The organism is Amorphus sp. MBR-141, from assembly GCF_053628695.1.
Window position 1 is genome coordinate 119,182 of the sequence record NZ_JBRJGW010000005.1, and the last position, 17,835, is coordinate 137,016.

Sequence of the window (17,835 nt, forward strand, 5' to 3'; positions counted from 1 at the left end):
GAGGCTGCCGGAACGGCCGGCCCGGGCCGGCTATCTCCAGCCGGCGACGAGCCGGTCCACCCCGTCCACCAGTGCGTCGTAGTGGCTGATCACCAGGTCGGGCGCGATCTCGGCCATCGGCGTGTCGGTGTAGCCGAAATCGACGCCGATCACCGGCACCGAGGCGGCCCGCGCGGTGTCCACGTCGGTGCGGGAATCGCCGACCATGATGGCGCGGGCGGCGTCGCCGCCGGCGGCGTCGATGGTGCGCAGCAGGTGGGCGGGATCGGGCTTGGCCATGCCGTAGGTGTCGGGGCCGGCGATGACCCGGAAGCGGCCGCTCATGTCCAGCGCGTCGAGCAGCTTGTTGGCCAGCGGCGCGCGCTTGTTGGTGCACACGGCGAACTGCCAGCCGTCGGCCTCAAGCCGGTCGAGCGCGTCGGCGACGCCCGGGAACGGATGGCTCTCGTCGGCGATGTGGTCGACGTAATAGTCGAGGAACTCCGCCAGCAGCCGGTCCAGCCGGGCGTCGTCGGTCGGTTCGGAGATGTCGGTGAGCGCCCGACGGATCATCGCCCGCGCCCCGTGTCCGATGGCGTTGCGGGCCCGAATCGGGTCGGCGCGCGGCAGGCCTTCGATGGCGAGCACGGTGTTGAGGGCCGCCGTCAGGTCCGGCGCGGTCTCGACCAGCGTGCCGTCCAGGTCGAACACGAGCGTGTGTGGGCGCGTCATGGGGAAAACTCCGCGTGTGGCGTTTGCCGCTTCGCATAGCAGGAAGCGTCGGGCCGGGACACCGCCACGGCGCGGCGCGGATGCGCCGGGGCGTCCGTCCCGGGGGGCGGCGCGTGGATCCCCGATTCCCCTGCGCCTGAAAATGCTCTAAGTGCACCGGTCAGGTGTGGGCGCGCCGCGATCGGCGGCGTGCGCCCGGCGACCAGACCATGCGCCGTTGCGCTGAAAACGATGTGACGGGAACGTTGGACGGATGAACGATCAGGCTGGCGCATCTTCGATGAAGGAGAAGGCGGCCGCGGCTGCCCTTGGCCACGTCGAGCGCGGCATGCGGCTCGGCCTCGGCACCGGCTCGACGGCGGAGGCGTTCGTGCGGCTGCTAGGCGTGCGCGTCGCCGAGGGGCTGACCGTCGATTGCGTCGCCACCTCCGAGCGCACCGCCAATCTGGCCCGGGAACTCCGGATCCCGCTGTCCACCCTCGACGAGTTGCCGGAACTCGACCTGACGGTCGATGGCGCCGACGAACTCGACGACCGGCTGCGTCTGGTCAAGGGCGGCGGAGGCGCGCTGCTGCGCGAAAAGATCGTCGCGGCCGCCTCGAAGGACATGATCGTCATCGCCGACGCCTCCAAGCGGGTCGAGACCCTCGGCCGGTTCCCGCTTCCCATCGAGGTGGTGCCGTTCGGACTGCAGGCGACGCTCCGGGCGATCGGGTCGCGCAGCCGGGCCCTCGGGCTTGACGGCACGCTTGCCGTCAGGCAAGCGGCGGGCGGTGGATCCTATGTGACGGATGGCGGTCATCTGATCGTGGATGCGGCATTCGGACGGCTGCCGGAGCCCGAAGCGCTTGCCGAAACCCTCAATTCGGTGCCCGGCGTCGTCGAGCACGGATTGTTCATAGGACTTGCGAGTGCCGCGCTGATAGCCGACACCGATGCAGTCATTCACCTTGTGCCGGCCTGAACCCATTCGGCCGGTGCAGCAACGGACCAACATGCGGAGATCGTTGATGCGCTTTATCTCCTTGAGCCGTACGGCGGGCGTGGCGATGGCCGCGGCACTCGTCGTGGCCGGCTCTTCGGGCCTTTCGGCCCAGACGTCGACCAACGCCAATCAGTCCGGCGAACAGCAGACGTTCACTCGCGAGCACCTGCATGCCGCCCAGCGGGCCATCGATGCGTCGAAGGCCACGGAAGGGTTCGACCAGATCCTGCCGACGATCGCCGAACAGACCACGGGGCTGTTTACCCGCAGCTATCCGGCACTCGCCGGCCAGATCGAGGAAGTGACCACCCAGGTCGCGATCGAGATGGCGCAGCGGCGCCCGCAGCTCGACCGCACCATCCAGGAGATCTGGGCCCGTCGCTTCACCATCGAGGAGCTGGACGAGATCACGGCGTTCTACACCTCGCCGATCGGCGAGAAGGTCGCCGACCTCAGCCCCAGCATCTCCGCCCTCTCGGTGGGGGCGTCCAAGCAGTGGGCCGATGCGCTGTCGACCGAGATGGTCGAGGAAGTGCGCCGCCGCATGCAGGCGCAGGGCGCGCCGCTCTAGGAGCCTTTCCGCTCGGGTGGTCACGCCTGATCGAGAGGAAACGGCTGCGGCATCAAGACCTTGAGCAAGTCCTTTTCGTTCGGGCCGGTTCGATCTGATCGGGAAACGCTCCAAAGGCCGTCGCCGGGACCGGTGGCAGCCGGACCGGATGGCTGGCCGCCCGCCGGATCACGTGACGGGAGAGGGCGCCCGGGCGATGCCCCGGTGCCGGCGAGGCGATGAGGGGGACAATGGCCGAATTCGACTATGACCTGTTCGTCATCGGCGGCGGTTCGGGCGGCGTGCGCGCGGCGCGCATCGCGGCCCAGCACGGCGCCCGCGTGGCGCTTGCCGAAGAGTACCGCTACGGCGGCACCTGCGTCATTCGCGGCTGCGTGCCGAAGAAGCTGCTGGTCTACGCCTCGCACTTCTCCGAAGCCTTCGAGGATGCCGCCGGCTACGGCTGGAGCGGGCTGGACGGCGCGTCCTTCGACTGGCCGACCCTGATCGCCAACAAGGACCGCGAGATCGACCGGCTCGAAGCCGCCTATCTGCGCAATCTGGAAGGCGCCGGCGTCACCGCGATCCGCAGCCGCGCCACGCTGCAGAGCGAGCACCGCGTCTATCTGGAGGCGGAGGATCGCTCGGTTACCGCCGGCACCATCCTCATCGCCACCGGCGGGCGGGCGAACGTCGATCCGAAGCTGCCGGGCGTCGAGCACGTCATCACCTCCAACGAGGCCTTCCACCTGGAGCGGTTTCCCGAGCGGATCGTGATCGCCGGCGGCGGCTACATCGCGGTCGAGTTCGCCGGCATCTTCAACGGCCTCGGGGCCGAGACGACGCTGATCTATCGCGGCGAGGAGATCCTGCGCGGCTTCGACGACGATCTGCGCAAGGCCCTTCACGAGGAGATGGAGCAGAAGGGCATCCGGATCATTCTCGGCGACGTGTTCAGCGACATCGAGAAGACCGATGCGGGCCTGATCGGCCGCACCCGGGCCGGCCACATCCTGGCCGCCGACGAGATCATGTTCGCCATCGGCCGCAGCCCGAACACCGGCGGCCTCGGCCTCGACGAGGTCGGCGTGACGCTCGCCCAGGACGGCTCCGTCGTGGTCGACGAATGGTCGCGCACCAGCGTCCCGTCGATCTACGCGGTCGGCGACGTCACCAACCGCATCAACCTGACGCCGGTGGCGATCCGCGAGGGGCATGCGTTCGCCGACACCGTCTTCGGCGGGCGCGAGGTGAAGGTCGATCACCGGGCCGTCGCCAGTGCGGTGTTCTCGCACCCGGAGATCGGCACCGCCGGGCTGACCGAAGCGGAGGCCCGGCTGTCGGTGCGGGTGGTGGACATCTACAAGACCGCCTTCCGGCCGATGTTCCACACGCTGTCCGGGCGCAGCGAGAAGATGCTCATGAAGCTCGTCGTCGACGGCGAGACCGACATCGTCCTCGGCGTCCACATCATGGGCCCGGCCGCCGCCGAGATGATCCAGTTCGTCGGGATCCTTCTGAAGATGGGCGCGACCAAGGCGGATTTCGACGCGACGATCGCCGTCCATCCGTCGGCCGCCGAAGAGCTCGTCACCATGCGCATGAAGCCGGAACGGCACGTTCGCGAAGCGGCGGAGTGAACATGCGGACTGAGGCGGATGCCGAGGACGGCGTCTTCCACTATTTCGGCTACGGTTCGCTGGTGAACGCGGCAACCCGGCCCCAGAGCCACGTGGTGATCCCGGCGCGGCTGTTCGGCTACCGCCGGGCCTGGCGGGTCTCGACCCGTCGCTCGCTGCTCGCCGGCGCCTGTTCGCTCACCATCCGCCCCGCCGGGCCCGACAGCGTCGTGCACGGCGTGCTCGCCTCGGAGAACCGGGTCAGCCTGCCGACGCTGGACCGGCGCGAGCGCCACTACGACCGGCTGACGGTGGCGGCGGACGGCGTCGCGCCGGACGCGCCCCACGATCACCCCGGCGCGGTCTACGTCTACCGGGTCAAGCGCGCCCACGACCGCTTCGGCAGCCGCCGCTTCCCCGTCCTCCTGAGCTACGTCGACTGCGTCCTCCAGGGCTACCTGAAGGTGTTCGGCGAGGCGGGCGTCGCCGACTTCATGGCGACCACCGACGGCTGGCACGTGCCGGTCCTCGACGACCGCGCCGCGCCGCTCTATCCGCGCGCCCAGACCCTGTCGCCGGCCGAGCAGGTCCTCGTCGACGATGCGCTCGCCACCGCCGGCGCGACCCGCTTCAAACGCCGCTGACGGCGGCGGACCGCCGCGGCACCCGGGCGCGATTTCCAAAAACTTCGCTATCGCAGAGGTTTGGAGCGACTTCCTTGCGTGGGAAGCCGCCTCTCTCGGCGTGCGTTTCCGGTCCGGAGGTGCCGGGATCCCGCGCACCGCTGCCGCCCTCGCACCTTGGATGCATAAAATGCAGGCGTCCGACTTAAGTGGCGCTTACGTGTGCACGCCGTGGTTAGCGCCGGTGTCCTGTCTGCAACGAATAATCCGTTGTCGGCTCCGGGTTGGGCCCCGACACTTCGGGCATCGACGCACCACCGGACCCGTCCGGTTTCGCCTGCGCCTCGGAGTGGTTCATGAAGTTCGGTCTCTTCAACCTGATGACGCACCAGGACAATCCCGGCGGGATTGCCGGCGTCGTCGACGATACGCGGACGATGGTGGAGCTCGCCGACCAGGGCGGCTTCGACACCGCCTGGTTCGCCGAGCACCATTTCACCAACTACTCCCTGTCCGTCTCCCCCCTGATGATGGCGGCGCATCTCGCCGGCACGACGTCGCGCATCAAGCTCGGCCCCGCGGTGGTGGTGCTGCCGCTGCACAATCCGCTGCGCGTCGCCCAGGAGATCGCGCTGCTCGACCAGCAGAGCGGCGGCCGCGCCGCGCTCGGCCTCGGCAGCGGCTACCAGCGCTACGAGTTCGACCGCTTCGGCATCGACATCGAGCAGAAGAACGAGGTCTTCCTGGAATACTGGGAGGTGGTGGAGCAGGCGCTTTCCACCGGCCGCGTGGCGTTCTCCGGCAAACACTTCTCGGCGCCCGAGACGGTGTTCGCCATGCGCCCCGTGCAGCGCCCGATGCCGCCGCTGTTCATGACCTCGCTGCATCCGACGATCCTCGCCCGGCTCGGGCCGCTGGGCGCCGTGCCGTTCGTCTCCGGCGCCTGGGCCGGCAAGCCCGGCGCCTTCGCCGCCTCGCGCGAGCATGCGCTGAAGTCGTGGGCGGCGGCCGGCCTCGACCCCGCGACGATGCCGCTCGCCGCCCAGCAGTACATCGCCATCACCGACGACAAGGCCGAGGCGCTGGAGGCGGCCGAGCGCGGCCGCTCCTATGCGCGCATGGTATACGCCCTGCGTGCCTCGATCCTCGAGCTCGACGGCGCCCGGCTCGCCCCGGTGCCGCTGCCTGACGAGGCGAGCCTGGAGGGCTTCCGCGACAACTTCGTCATCGGCGATCCGCACCGCTGCGCCGAGCGCATCGTCGAGGACATCCGGACCCTCGATCCCATCCACTACAACTGCTTCTTCCAGTTCGGCGACATGCCGATCGCCCGCGCCCGGCGCTCGCTGGAGCGCTTCGTCACCGAGGTGATCCCGCTGATCGAGAAGGAGGTCGGGCCGCTGGAGGCGATCGGCCGGCGGCCGCCGGCGGCGCGCGCGCCGGCCCGGGCCTACGCGTGAGCGCGCGCCTCCGGACGGGGCCGACGCCCCGGATGGCATGCCAATTGCCTTGGACAGCGGGGATGGAGTGCAGATGAGCTGGAGAGTGGGAGTGGATATCGGCGGCACCTTCACCGATGTCGCGATGGTGGAGGAGGCGACCGGCCGCATCGGCGTCGCCAAGGTGCCGACGACGCCGCTCGACTTCGCCGAGGGCGTGCTGGCCGGCCTCGCCGGCGGCCTCGCGGGGGCGGGCATCGCGGCCGCGGACGTGGCGCTGCTCTCCCACGCCACGACGATCGTCACCAACGCCCTCCTGGAGGGCAAGGGCGCCAGGACCGCCTTCGTCGGCACCCGCGGCTTCCGCGACCTGCTGGAGCTCCGCCGCTCGACCCGCGTCGACCTCTACGACCTGTTCCAGGATCCGCCGCCGGTGCTGGTGCCGCGGCTCCACCGCTACGAGATCACCGAGCGCGTCGACGCCCAGGGCGAGGTGGTGACGCCGCTTGCCGAGGCCGAGGCGGGACCGCTGATCGAGGCGCTGCGCGCGAGCGGCGTGGAGACGGTCGCCGTCTCGCTGCTGTTCTCCTTCCTCAACGACGCCCACGAGCGGCGGCTCGGCGAGCTGCTGCGGGCCGGGCTGCCGGGCGTCGAGGTGTTCCTCTCCTGCGACGTGCTGCCGGAGATCCGCGAGTTCGAGCGCGCCAGCACCACCGCCGTCTGCGCCTATGTCGGCCCGCTCCTGAAGAGCTACCTGGAGCGGCTCAGCGAGGCGGTCCGGGGCGAGGGGATGCCGGACCTCCACGTGATGGGATCGAGCGGCGGCGTCGTCGACATCGCCGAATGCCTGCGGATGCCGGCCCAGGCGGTGGAATCGGGGCCTGCGGCCGGCGTGATCGCCGCCGCGCTCGTCGGCAATCAGCTCGGCGAGGACCGCATCATATCGTTCGACATGGGCGGCACCACCGCCAAGGCGAGCGTCATCGTCGGCGGCGAGATCGCGGTGACCGCCGACTACGAGGTGGGCGGCGCCAGCCACGCCAAGCGCTGGATCAACGGCACCGGTCACCCGATCCGGGTGCCGGTCGTCGATCTCGCCGAGGTCAGCTCCGGCGGCGGCTCGATCGCCTGGATCGACCCCGGCGGATCGCTGAAAGTCGGCCCGCACAGCGCCGGCGCATTGCCCGGCCCGGTCGCCTACGGCAAGGGCGGCACCCTGCCGACGGTCACCGACGCCAACGTCGTGCTCGGCTACCTCAATCCGGTGGCGCTGCTCGACGGCGAGCTGCCGATCGACCACGCCGGCGCCGTCGCCGCCGTCGCCCGCCACGTCGGCGATCCGCTCGGCCTCTCCGCGGCCGAGGCGGCGGCGCGGGTGGTGGAGGTCGTCAACGCCAACATGGTGGAGGCCCTCAACATCGTCTCCGTCGAGCGCGGCCACGACCCCCAGGAATTCGTCATGATCGCCTTCGGCGGCGCCGGGCCGATCCATGCCATGGCGCTCGCCTCCGAACTCGGCATTCCCCGGGTGATCATCCCGCCGGCGCCGGGCGCCTTCTCCGCCCTCGGCCTGGTCGCCACCGACCTCAAGCGCGATTATTCCCGCACGCTCTACGCCGATCTCGCCACCGTCGAGCTGGCGCGCCTCGCCGAAGGCGTGGCGGCGATGGAGGCGGAGGGCACCGCCATGCTCGAGGCGGCGAAGATGCCGGCCGGCCAGCGTCAGCTGCAGCGCTTCGCCGACGTGCGCTACCGCCGCCAGGCCTACGAGCTGACCGTGCCCATGGCCGACGGGCCGATCACGGCGGACACGGTGGCGCTCCTCGCCGAGGCGTTCCATCGCAGGCACGAGCAGACCTACGGCCATTCGAACGCCAGCGAGCCGGTCCAGATCGTCAACATCCGCGTCACCGCGCTCGGCAAGCGGCCGGCGCTGACGCTCGCCCAGCCCGGCCGGGCGGAGGCGGCCCGCGCCGCCACCCGCGAGGTCTGGTTCCCGTCGATCGGCTTCGTCGCGACCAAGGTGCTGTGGCGCGAGGGCCTCGCCGAGGGGGCCGCCATCGACGGGCCGGCCATCATCGAATCGCTGGAATCGACCGTGGTGGTGCCGCCGGGCTGGTCGGCCCGGGTGGATGCCAGCGGGTTTCTGATCGCCGGAAAGCGGAGCCACACCCATGCTTGATCGGGCCGATCTGGGCGTCGACGCCGCGCGCTTCGAGATCGTCAAGAACGCGCTTTTGTCGGCGGCGGAGGAGATGAAGATCGTCCTCGCCAAGACCGCCTATTCGCCGCTCCTGAAGATGGCCGGCGACTATTCGTGCGGCATCTTCGATGCGGACGGCAACATGGTCGCCCAGGGGCCGGACCTGCCGGTGCACCTCGGATCCATGCCCGATGCGGTGCGCAGCGTCGTCGCCGCCTTCCCGAACCCGGATCCGGGCGACGTCTTCATCCACAACGATCCCTATCACGGCGGCTCGCACCTGCCGGACGTCAACGTGGTGATGCCGGCCTATTCCGGCGACACGCTGATCGGCTACGGCTGCGTGCGCGCCCACTGGCCGGACATCGGATCGGCGACGCCCGGCAGCTACGGCGCGGTCACCGAGATCTACGGCGAGGGGCTGAGGATGCCGCCCGTCCGCATCTACGTGGACGGCAAGCCGGATCCCAACGTCGAGGCGCTGATCTTCGCCAACGTCCGCGCGCCCGGCGAACGGGTCGGCGATCTGAGGGCCCAGGTCGCCGCCAACCGCCGCGCCGTCGCCCGCCTGCAGGGGCTTGCCGAGAAATACGGCGTCGACGAGCTCCTGAAGATCATGAGCCGCATCCTCGACTATTCGGAGACGATGATGCGGGCCGCCCTCGCGCGCGTTCCCGACGGCACCTCGTCGTTCGAGGACACCATCGACGGCGACGGCATCCTGGAGCCGGGCGAGACCGAGGACGCCCAGTTCCGGGTGAAGCTGAAGATCACCAAGACCGGCGAGTCCATCGTCCTCGATTTCGACGGCTCCGATCCCCGCGTGCCCGGGCCGATGAACTCGCCGCTGACGGTCACCCGCTCGGGCGTCTACGCGGCGCTGAAGATGATCCTCGATCCCGGCAATCTCATCCCGCCGAACTCCGGCGCCTGGCGGCCGGTCGACGTGCGCGCGCCGAAGGGCTGCGTCGTCAACGCCCAGGAGCCGGCCGCCGTCACCTACGCCAACCACGAGATGTCGGTGCGCATCGGCGACATGGTGTTCGCGGCCATGTACGCGCTGACGCCGGGCAACGTGCCCGCCGGCTCCCACGGCACCGGCGGCGTCGTCATCTTCGGCGGCACCGACTACCGGACCGACGAGACCTTCATCAGCTACGAGGTGACCAAGGGGGGCTTCGGCGCCCGCCCGGTGAAGGACGGCATGAACGCCGTCTCCACGCCGATCGGCAACATGATGAACACGCCGGTCGAGATCCTGGAGATGAGCTTCCCGCTGCGCGTCGAGGAATACGCGCTGGTTCCGGACTCCGGCGGCGCCGGCAAGTGGCGCGGCGGCCTCGGCGTGCGGCGCACCTGGCGGATCCTGAAGCGCGACGTCCACTGCGCGACCTGCTGCGAGCGCGTGCTGACGCCGCCGTTCGGGCAGGCCGGCGGCAAGGAGGGGGCGACGTCGAGGATCGACCTGGAACTGCCGGACGGCACGACCCGTCCGATCCGGGGGAAGGGGGCGTTCATCGCCCCGGCGGAATCGCGGCTGGTCTTCCACGTGGCCGGCGCGGGCGGGTTCGGTCTGCCGTCCGAGCGCGATCCGGAGCTGATCCGGCGCGACGTCGCCTACGGCTACGTCAGCGAGGAGGCCGCACGACGCGACTATGGTGAGAACTGGGGGGAAGCGGCCGGGAAGAGCGCCGACGAGCAGCCGGAGGCTGCCGAATAGGGACGCCGGAGGCGAGGAGCCTTCGGGGTTCGCCCGACACGCAGGGGAAGGTCCACGACCATGTTTCGCTTCAACCGACGCAGTCTGTTTGCACTCGCCGGGGCCGTTTCGATGGCCCTTCTCCTGGACGCTCCAGCCCAGGCCCAGTCCCGGGCGGAGACGCTCCGCTACGTCACCGGCGGGGTCGTCAACACCCTCGACCCGATGATGCTCGGCGCCACGCCGGCCGCGGTCTCGCTGAGCGCGGCCACCTACGACCGGCTGGTCGCCTTCGAGCGCAAGCCGGCCGATCCGGCGGCCGGCACCTACGTGTTCGATTTCGGCGCCATGCGCGGCGAACTTGCCGAGAGCTACGAGGTGAGCGAAGACGGCCTCACCATCACCTTCCACCTCCGGCCCGACGCCACCTGGCAGGACGGGTCGCCGGTCACGGCGGAGGACGTGAAGTGGTCGCTCGACCGCGGCGTGACGGCCGAGACCATGTCGAAGGCCCAGCTCAAGACCGGCTCGCTGACCAGCCCCGACCAGTTCACCGTGATCGACGACAAGACCGTGCAGATCACGCTGCCGAAGGTCGACCGGCTGACCCTGCCGAACCTCGCCTCGCTCTATGCGCCGATGTACAACAGCAAGCTCGTCAAGGCGAACGCCGGCCCGGACGATCCGTGGGGCGTCGAATGGCTGAAGTCCAACACGGCCGGCAGCGGCGCCTACACGGTGGAGACCTACACGCCCGGCCAGCAGGTGGCGCTCGCCCGCAACGACGCCTGGACCGGCGGTGATGCCCCGGCCTTTTCCCGCGTCATCATGCAGACCGTTCCCGACGCCTCGACCCGCGCCAACCTCGTCGAGCGGGGCGACGCCGACATCACCATCGATCTCCAGGCCGAGGACCTGATCTCGCTCCGCGAGAAGGGCGACGTGAAGGTCGTTTCCGCGCCGATGCCGACGGCCTTCGCCGCGCTGATCTTCAACACGCGGATGGAGCCGTTCGACAAGCCGGAAGTCCGCCAGGCGATCGCCCTGGCGCTGCCCTACGACGACATGCTGGCGACCGCCGTCTCCGGCCTCGGCGGCAAGCTGTACGGGGCGTCGTGGACCGGCGAGCCGGACACGTCGGTCTTTCCCCAGGCCCTGCCGCTGCACACCGACATCGAGCTGGCCAGGACGAAGCTCGCCGAGGCGGGCTATCCGGACGGCTTCGAGACGACGCTGTCGTTCGGCGTCAACCGCGCCACGTGGGCCGATCCGGCCGCCTCGCTGGTTCAGGAGGCGCTCGGCAAGATCGGCATCACGGTCAACATCGACAAGCTGCCCGATCCGCAGATGGCCGAGGCCGAAACCAACAAGACCCTGCCGATGCTGCTGGAGCGCTCCTACGCGATGTTCCCCTCGGCGGAATACTTCTTCCGCATCTTCATGAGCGGCGAGTCGCGCTGGAACTTCTCGAGCTGGAACAACGAGGAGGTCAACGCGCTGCTGCCGCAGGCGCGTTACGAGGCCGATCAGGCCAAGTACGATGCCATCGCCGAAAAGCTCATCGGCATGGCCGCCGACCAGGTGCCGATGGCGCTCCTGTGGCAGCCCACCCAGGACGTGGTGATGGGCAAGGACATCGACGGTTTCACGACCTGGTACCACTACTATGTCGATGTCCGCGATCTGGAGCGGAAGTAGCACGATCGCAGGACCGCGCGGGGCGCGGGAGGATGCGTCGGTCCCGACCGGATTTGCATCGTCCCGCGCTTCCGTGCGCGTCTCCGGCAGGTAGGGTGGCGTGATGGCATTCGTTCGATTCCTGCTCCTGGCCGTCCCGAGGCGGCTCGCCTCGGCGCTTCCGGCCCTGTTCGGGGTGCTCGCCCTGACGTTCGTCCTGATGCGCGTGCTGCCCGGCGATCCGGCGAGCCTGTTCGCCTCCTCGCCGTCGGCGGGGGAGGAGGAGATCGCCCTGATCCGGGCGCGGCTCGGCCTCGACCGTCCGATTCCCGAGCAGTTCGTCCTCTATCTCGGCGATCTCGCCCAGGGAGACCTCGGCCACTCGATGACCACCGGCCAGCCCGTCGCCACCGACCTCTGGCAGCGGCTGCCGGCCTCCCTGGAGCTGTTCCTGACCGCCCTCATCGTCGCCTTCGCCGTCTCGCTGCCGCTCGGCGTGGCCGCCGCGCTGCGTCCCGGCTCGCTGTTCGACCACGCGGTCCGGCTGATCGGGACGTTCGGGGTGGCGGTGCCGACCTTCGTGTCGGGGCTGCTGTTCATCTACGTCTTCTACTACCTGCTCGGCTGGGCGCCCGACCCGACCGGCCGGATGGACATCTTCATGATCCCGCCGCCGCGGGTGACGGGCTTCCTGCTGGTCGACACCCTGCTCGCCGGCGACGTCGAGGCATTCCGCTCGGCGCTGGGGCAGCTCGTGCTGCCGGCGCTGACGCTCGCCCTGTTCGTCATCGCGCCGCTGTCGCGCATCACCCGGGCCTCGATGCTGGCCGTCATGAAGAGCGATTTCGTCCGCGCCGCGGAATCGGTCGGGTTGAGCCCGGCCCGCATCATCGTCGTCTACGGCCTGCGCAACGCGCTGATCCCGGTGCTGACCATTTCCGGCACGGTGATCTCGACGATGCTCGGCTCCAGCGTGCTGGTGGAAAAGGTGTTCGCCTGGCCCGGCATCGCCTCCTATTCGGTCGACGCGCTGATGGCCGGCGACTTCGCGCCGGTGCAGGGCTTCGTGCTGCTGATGGCGCTGATCTACGTGCTGGTGAACCTGACCATCGACGTGCTCTACCGCGTCGTCGATCCGCGGGTGTCGCTGGCATGAGCGCGCGCGGCGACATCGACGGCGAGGGCGCGGCCCTTGCCCCCGTCCGCCTCGGGGCGCGCCTGCGCCGGCTCAACCCGGTCACGGCCGCGGCCGGAGTGGGCACCGCCATCCTGGTGCTGGTCGCGCTGTTCTCGCCGTGGATCGCGCCGTACGACCCGCTCGCCTCGAACGCCGCCGCGGCGCTGTCGCCGCCGAGTGCGGCCCATTGGGCCGGCACCGATCAGATCGGCCGCGACGTGCTGTCCCGGCTGATCGCGGCGACCCGCCTCGACCTCGCCATCGCCGCCTCCGCGGTGCTGATCTCGTTTGCGATCGGCGCGGTGCTCGGCGCCTTCTGCGGCTATGTCGGCGGGCTCTTCGACAAGATCGTCGGGCGCTGCGTCGACGTGCTGATGGCGTTCCCGCTGTTCATCCTGGCGATGGCGCTGGTCGCGGCGCTGGGCAGCGGCGTGTCCAACATCATCTACGCCACCGCCATCATCAATCTGCCGTTCTACGTCCGCTTCGCGCGCGCCGAGGTGAACGCGCGGCGCGGGGCGGGCTGGGTCGAGGCGGCCCGGCTGGCCGGCAACAGCCATCAGCGCGTCGTGCTGCTGGTGCTGCTGCCCAACGTCCTGCCGGTGATGATGGTGCAGATCTCCCTCAATCTCGGCTGGGCGATCCTTAACGCCGCCGGCCTGTCCTTTCTCGGTCTCGGCGTCCAGCCGCCGACGCCGGAATGGGGGGTGATGGTCGCCGAAGGCGCCCGCTACATCTCCTCCGGCAAGTGGTGGTTGGTGGCCTTTCCAGGCCTCGCCCTGATGATCGCCGTGCTGTGCTTCAACCTGCTCGGCGACGGCCTGCGCGACGTGCTCGACCCGCGGGGCCGCGATGACTGAGCGCCTCCTCGACATCCGCGGCCTCAGCGTCACCTTCTCGACCCTCGCCGGCGACGTGCGGGCCGTCCGCGACGTGTCGCTCGGCGTCGACCGTGGCGAGATCCTGGCGATCGTCGGCGAGAGCGGCTCCGGCAAGACGACGCTCGCCGCCGCGGCGATCCGGCTGATGGCGCCGAACGCCCGCATCGCCGGCGGCACCATCGGCTTCCTCGGCGAGGACCTGGCGGCCGCCAGCCCGCGGCGCCTGCGGGCGCTGCGCGGCTCGTCGATCTCGATGATCTTCCAGAACCCGCGCGCCGCCCTCAACCCCGTCCGCCGCATCGGCCTGCAGATCGGCGACGCCATCCGCGCCCATCGCCGGATGAGCGCCAAGGCCGCCCGGGCGCGGGCGGTCGAGCTGCTGGACTCGGTCCGCTTCCGCGATCCGGAACGGCTGGTCGACGCCTATCCGCACCAGCTCTCCGGCGGCATGTGCCAGCGCGCGATGATCGCCATGGCGATCGCCTGCGAACCGGCGCTGCTGATCGCCGACGAGCCGACCACCGCCCTCGACGCCACCACCCAGAGCGCCGTGATGTCGGTGCTGGAGACGCTCATCCGCGAGCGCGGCATGGCGATGCTGCTGATCACCCACGATCTCGGCCTCGCCGCCCAGCACTCCGACCGCGTCGCGGTGATGGAGAAGGGGCTGCTGGTGGAGACGGCGCCGCCGCGCAGGCTGTTCCTCCAGCCGCAGCACCCGTACACGCAGCGCCTGGTCGCCGCGACGCCGCTCAAGGAGACCCGCATCGAGGATCTGGCGGCCGAGCCGCTGCCGCCGGTCCGGCCGCCGTCGCGGCAGCCCGGCCGGGGGCTGGTGCTCGACGTGCGCAACCTCACCCGGCGCTTCGACGGGGTGGCCGCCGTCGACGACGTGTCGTTCACGCTGGCGCCGGGCGAAAGCCTCGGCCTCGTCGGCGAGAGCGGCTCCGGCAAGAGCACCGTGGCGCGGCTCGTCTGCCGGCTCCTCGATCCGTCGGCGGGCACCATCCTGTTCAACGGCGAGGACATCGGCGGCATCGCCGAGCGCAATTTCCACAACGCCCCCCAGCGCCGGCGCATCCAGCTGGTGTTCCAGGACCCGACCGACAGCCTCAACCCGCGCCTCACCGCCTTCGACGCCATCGCCGATCCGCTCAGGCGCCTGAACGGCCTCGGCGGCCGGGCGCTCGCCGAGCGCGTCCACGCGCTCTGCGACCAGGTGCGCTTCCCGCACGCGCTGCTGCGCCGCCGGCCGCACCAGCTCTCCGGCGGCCAGAAGGCCCGCGTCGGCATCGCCCGGGCGATCTCGGTGGAGCCGGACCTGCTGGTCCTCGACGAACCCACCACCGCGCTCGACGTCTCGGTCCAGGCGGTGATCCTGGTGCTGCTGGAGCGCCTGAAGCGTGAGATCGGGCTCAGCTACCTGTTCATCAGCCACGACCTCAACGTCGTGAAGATGATGTGCGACCGCACGGTGGTGCTGCGGGCCGGCAGGGTGGTCGAGGCGGCCGACAGCCGCCAGATCTTCGCCGCGCCGGCCGACCCCTACACCCGCTAGCTGCTGGCGGCGATCCCGCATCTGCGCTTCGAGGACGACCCGGCCGGCGAGGCTCCGGCGGACGCCGGCGCGCAAGACGAGGAGACGTCGGCCCGGCTGTCCGCCGGGATCCGGCCGTGAGGGAAGAGGACGATCACGATCGATGACGCGGCGTCGGTGCGACCCGCGCCCGTGATCCAGCGCGTTGGGATTTTCAGGAGATGACGATGCAGCCGAATTCCGACCGCGCCCGCGACCGGGCCTACGTGGTCCACCAGCAGACCAACCTCGCGACCTTCGACCGGGACGGCGGCACCCTGATCACCGGCGGCGACGGCATCTACGTCTTCGACGAGGACGGCAAGCGCTACCTGGAGGCGATGGCGGGCATGTGGTCGGCCTCGCTCGGCTTCAGCGAGAAGCGCCTCGCCGAGGTCGCCTACCGGCAGATGCAGGAGCTGCCGTTCTACCACGTGTTCCACGCGCGCGGCCACGTGCCGAGCGTCGATCTCGCCGACCGGCTGCTCGCCATCGCGCCGCGCGCGCCGGGCGCCGAGCCGCTCACCAAGGTGATGTTCCAGTGCTCCGGCTCGGAGGCGAACGACACCGCCATCAAGCTCGCCTGGTACTACCACAACGCCATCGGCAAGCCGCGCAAGAAGAAGATCATCGGCCGCACGCGCGGCTATCACGGCTCGACGATCGCCACCGCCAGCCTCTCCGGCCTGCCGCTGATGCACGCCGACTACGACCTGCCGCTGCCGATCTTCCGCCACGCCGACAACCCGCACTTCTACCGCCTGCACGAGGACGGCGAGAGCGAGGAGCAGTTCTCCGAGCGCATGGCCCGCAACCTGGAGCAGCTCATCCTCGACGAGGATCCCGACACGGTCGCCGCCTTCTTCGCCGAGCCGGTGCAGGGCGGCGGCGGCGCCATCACCCCGCCGGCCGGCTATTTCGAGCTGATCCAGCCGATCCTGAAGAAGTACGACATCCTGTTCGTCGCCGACGAGGTGATCTGCGGCTTCGGCCGCACCGGGAACATGTGGGGCTCGGAGACCTATGGCCTGCAGCCCGACATGATCTCCTGCGGCAAGGCGCTGTCGGCCTCCTACCAGCCGATCTCCGCCCTGATGCTCACCCAGAAGATCTACGACGCGATGGTGGCGGAGAGCGCCAAGCTCGGCAACTTCGCCCACGGTTTCACCTTCGCCGCCCATCCGGTCGCCTGCGCCGTCGCGCTGGCGACGCTCGGGATCTACGAGGAGGACGCGATCCTCGACCACGTGCGGGCGGTCTCTCCGGTCTTCCTCGATGCCCTGGGCGGGCTGCGCGACCATCCGATGGTCGGCGACGTGCGCGGCGTCGGCCTGTTCGCCGGCGTGGAATTCGTCGCCGGGCCGGGCCGCACCGCGTTTGCGCCGGAGCTGAAGGTCGGCGAGCGCGTGCAGGCCGAATGCTTCCGCAACGGCCTCATCGTGCGCTCGATCGGCGACCGCATCGCCTTCACGCCGCCGCTGATCATCGACGAGGACGGGATCGGCGAGATGACCGACCTTTTCCGGAGGTCCGTCGACGCGGTGTTCGACGAAATCGGCGCGCGCGCGGCGGAGTGACCGCGCGCGTCCCGCCGCAACAGGCACGGGGTGGAGGAAATCACGCGATGACCAGGCTCGGACTGTTCAACCTGATGGGTCTCTACGACCACAACACCTCGCCGATGTCGGTCCTCAGGATGACCGTCGACATGGTGGCGATGGCGGAGGATTTCGGCTTCGACACCGTCTGGTTCGCGGAGCACCACTTCACCAACCACTCGATCTGCCCGTCGTCGCTGCTGATGGTCTCCCACTGCGCCGCCGCCACCCAGCGCATCCGGCTCGGCACGGCGGTGCTGGCGCTGCCGTTCCACAACCCGCTGCGGCTGGTCCAGGAGGCGGCCTTCGCCGACCTTCTGACCGGCGGCCGCCTCGTCCTCGGGCTCGGCACCGGCTACCAGCCCTACGAGTTCGAGCGCTTCGGCATCGACATGGCCACCCGGGTCGACCGGATGCTCGAGGTCTGGGACATCCTGGAACAGGGGCTGACCACCGGCCGGATCGAGCATCACGGCAGGTTCTACGACATCCCGGCCAGCGAACTTCCCATGCGGCCGTTCGGCATGGCGATGCCGCAGACCTTCGTCGCCAGCCGCCGCGCCGAGGTGGTCGCCAGGTGCGCCCAGGGCGGCCACACGCCGTTCATCGGCTTCGGCCACCGCGGCATCGGGCCGGCGCTCGCCGCCAAGCGCACCATCGCCGGCCACTGGGCCGCGGCCGGCGGCAATCCGAACACCATGCCGCTGGCGGTTCAGCGCTTCGTCTACGTCACCGACGACAAGGAGGACGCCCTGCATGCCGCCCGCTGCGTGCGCGATTTCGCCCGCGCCTGGGTCACCCTCAACGAGCGGGTTCTCGACAAGGAGGGACCGTTCGTCCGCCTCATGCCGCTCAACGACGAACCGCCCCTCGACGATTTCCTGGAGACGGCGGTGATCGGCCCGCCGGACTACTGCGTGGAGAAGCTGCGGGAGGAGCTTGTCGCCCTCGCGCCCAGCCATCTGTGCTGCATGATGGGGCCGACCGGGATCGGCCGGAGCGAGACGCTTGCCTCGCTCGAGCGCTTCGGATGCGAGGTGCTGCCGAAGCTCGGCGAGTATCTCGACGTCAGCCCGGTCGACGAAATGGCGGCATAG

At 70.1% G+C, this 17,835-nt stretch carries 14 protein-coding genes; 13 read left to right on the forward strand and 1 reads right to left on the reverse strand.

The genetic code is table 11. From position 1 onward, the window contains the following. Window positions 1-30: 30 nt before the first annotated feature. The gene (locus tag ACSSVZ_RS08715; protein ID WP_453969419.1) at window positions 31-711 is read right to left on the reverse strand and encodes an HAD-IA family hydrolase; all 681 of its coding nucleotides are present in this window, start codon (window positions 709-711) and stop codon (window positions 31-33) included. A gap of 253 nt (window positions 712-964) precedes the next feature. Between ACSSVZ_RS08715 and rpiA the strand changes: the two genes are divergently transcribed. The 13 genes from rpiA to ACSSVZ_RS08780 all read left to right on the forward strand — a co-directional run bounded on the left by rpiA (window position 965) and on the right by ACSSVZ_RS08780 (window position 17,835). After that, window positions 965-1,675 (forward strand): ribose-5-phosphate isomerase RpiA, encoded by a 711-nt coding sequence (gene rpiA, locus ACSSVZ_RS08720; protein ID WP_453969420.1) that lies wholly within the window; start codon window positions 965-967, stop codon window positions 1,673-1,675. Window positions 1,676-1,721: 46 nt separating this feature from the next. Continuing rightward, window positions 1,722-2,267, forward strand: a complete 546-nt coding sequence (locus tag ACSSVZ_RS08725; RefSeq protein WP_453969421.1) for a DUF2059 domain-containing protein — start codon at window positions 1,722-1,724, stop codon at window positions 2,265-2,267. A 230-nt stretch (window positions 2,268-2,497) separates the two neighbouring features. Further along, window positions 2,498-3,886 carry a glutathione-disulfide reductase gene (gene gor / locus ACSSVZ_RS08730; RefSeq protein WP_453969422.1) on the forward strand — a complete coding sequence of 463 codons (1,389 nt, stop codon included), beginning with the start codon at window positions 2,498-2,500 and terminating at the stop codon, window positions 3,884-3,886. A 2-nt stretch (window positions 3,887-3,888) separates the two neighbouring features. Continuing rightward, the gene (locus ACSSVZ_RS08735) at window positions 3,889-4,509 is read left to right on the forward strand and encodes a gamma-glutamylcyclotransferase family protein (protein WP_453969423.1); all 621 of its coding nucleotides are present in this window, start codon (window positions 3,889-3,891) and stop codon (window positions 4,507-4,509) included. 335 nt (window positions 4,510-4,844) lie between these two features. After that, complete coding sequence (locus tag ACSSVZ_RS08740) at window positions 4,845-5,948, forward strand: LLM class flavin-dependent oxidoreductase (protein WP_453969424.1); 1,104 nt, start codon at window positions 4,845-4,847, stop codon at window positions 5,946-5,948. Window positions 5,949-6,021: 73 nt separating this feature from the next. Continuing rightward, the gene (locus ACSSVZ_RS08745) at window positions 6,022-8,109 is read left to right on the forward strand and encodes a hydantoinase/oxoprolinase family protein (protein WP_453969425.1); all 2,088 of its coding nucleotides are present in this window, start codon (window positions 6,022-6,024) and stop codon (window positions 8,107-8,109) included. Further along, on the forward strand, window positions 8,102-9,850 hold the full coding sequence (locus ACSSVZ_RS08750) for a hydantoinase B/oxoprolinase family protein (RefSeq protein ID WP_453969426.1): 1,749 nt from the start codon (window positions 8,102-8,104) through the stop codon (window positions 9,848-9,850). The genes ACSSVZ_RS08745 and ACSSVZ_RS08750 overlap by 8 nt, the downstream gene beginning before the upstream one ends. Before the next feature lie 111 nt (window positions 9,851-9,961). Beyond that, a complete protein-coding gene (locus ACSSVZ_RS08755) occupies window positions 9,962-11,527 on the forward strand; it encodes an ABC transporter substrate-binding protein (RefSeq protein WP_453969427.1) in 1,566 nt (521 codons plus the stop codon). A 103-nt stretch (window positions 11,528-11,630) separates the two neighbouring features. Further along, on the forward strand, window positions 11,631-12,662 hold the full coding sequence (locus ACSSVZ_RS08760) for an ABC transporter permease (protein WP_453969428.1): 1,032 nt from the start codon (window positions 11,631-11,633) through the stop codon (window positions 12,660-12,662). After that, the gene (locus ACSSVZ_RS08765) at window positions 12,659-13,543 is read left to right on the forward strand and encodes an ABC transporter permease (RefSeq protein ID WP_453969429.1); all 885 of its coding nucleotides are present in this window, start codon (window positions 12,659-12,661) and stop codon (window positions 13,541-13,543) included. The genes ACSSVZ_RS08760 and ACSSVZ_RS08765 overlap by 4 nt, the downstream gene beginning before the upstream one ends. Further along, entirely contained in the window at window positions 13,536-15,122 is a 1,587-nt protein-coding gene (gene nikE, locus ACSSVZ_RS08770) for a nickel ABC transporter ATP-binding protein NikE (protein ID WP_453969430.1), read from the forward strand. Before ACSSVZ_RS08765 ends, nikE begins: the two co-directional genes overlap by 8 nt. A gap of 200 nt (window positions 15,123-15,322) precedes the next feature. After that, complete coding sequence (locus ACSSVZ_RS08775) at window positions 15,323-16,717, forward strand: aminotransferase (RefSeq protein WP_453969431.1); 1,395 nt, start codon at window positions 15,323-15,325, stop codon at window positions 16,715-16,717. Between the two features lie 47 nt (window positions 16,718-16,764). Further along, window positions 16,765-17,835 (forward strand): LLM class flavin-dependent oxidoreductase, encoded by a 1,071-nt coding sequence (locus ACSSVZ_RS08780; protein ID WP_453969432.1) that lies wholly within the window; start codon window positions 16,765-16,767, stop codon window positions 17,833-17,835.

Coding starts and splice junctions, on each gene's coding strand:
- ACSSVZ_RS08715 (WP_453969419.1), bottom strand. CDS start 711: ATGACGCGCCCACACACGCTCGTGTTCGACCTGGACGGCACGCTGGTC.
- rpiA (WP_453969420.1), top strand. CDS start 965: ATGAACGATCAGGCTGGCGCATCTTCGATGAAGGAGAAGGCGGCCGCG.
- ACSSVZ_RS08725 (WP_453969421.1), top strand. CDS start 1,722: ATGCGCTTTATCTCCTTGAGCCGTACGGCGGGCGTGGCGATGGCCGCG.
- gor (WP_453969422.1), top strand. CDS start 2,498: ATGGCCGAATTCGACTATGACCTGTTCGTCATCGGCGGCGGTTCGGGC.
- ACSSVZ_RS08735 (WP_453969423.1), top strand. CDS start 3,889: ATGCGGACTGAGGCGGATGCCGAGGACGGCGTCTTCCACTATTTCGGC.
- ACSSVZ_RS08740 (WP_453969424.1), top strand. CDS start 4,845: ATGAAGTTCGGTCTCTTCAACCTGATGACGCACCAGGACAATCCCGGC.
- ACSSVZ_RS08745 (WP_453969425.1), top strand. CDS start 6,022: ATGAGCTGGAGAGTGGGAGTGGATATCGGCGGCACCTTCACCGATGTC.
- ACSSVZ_RS08750 (WP_453969426.1), top strand. CDS start 8,102: ATGCTTGATCGGGCCGATCTGGGCGTCGACGCCGCGCGCTTCGAGATC.
- ACSSVZ_RS08755 (WP_453969427.1), top strand. CDS start 9,962: ATGGCCCTTCTCCTGGACGCTCCAGCCCAGGCCCAGTCCCGGGCGGAG.
- ACSSVZ_RS08760 (WP_453969428.1), top strand. CDS start 11,631: ATGGCATTCGTTCGATTCCTGCTCCTGGCCGTCCCGAGGCGGCTCGCC.
- ACSSVZ_RS08765 (WP_453969429.1), top strand. CDS start 12,659: ATGAGCGCGCGCGGCGACATCGACGGCGAGGGCGCGGCCCTTGCCCCC.
- nikE (WP_453969430.1), top strand. CDS start 13,536: ATGACTGAGCGCCTCCTCGACATCCGCGGCCTCAGCGTCACCTTCTCG.
- ACSSVZ_RS08775 (WP_453969431.1), top strand. CDS start 15,323: ATGACGATGCAGCCGAATTCCGACCGCGCCCGCGACCGGGCCTACGTG.
- ACSSVZ_RS08780 (WP_453969432.1), top strand. CDS start 16,765: ATGACCAGGCTCGGACTGTTCAACCTGATGGGTCTCTACGACCACAAC.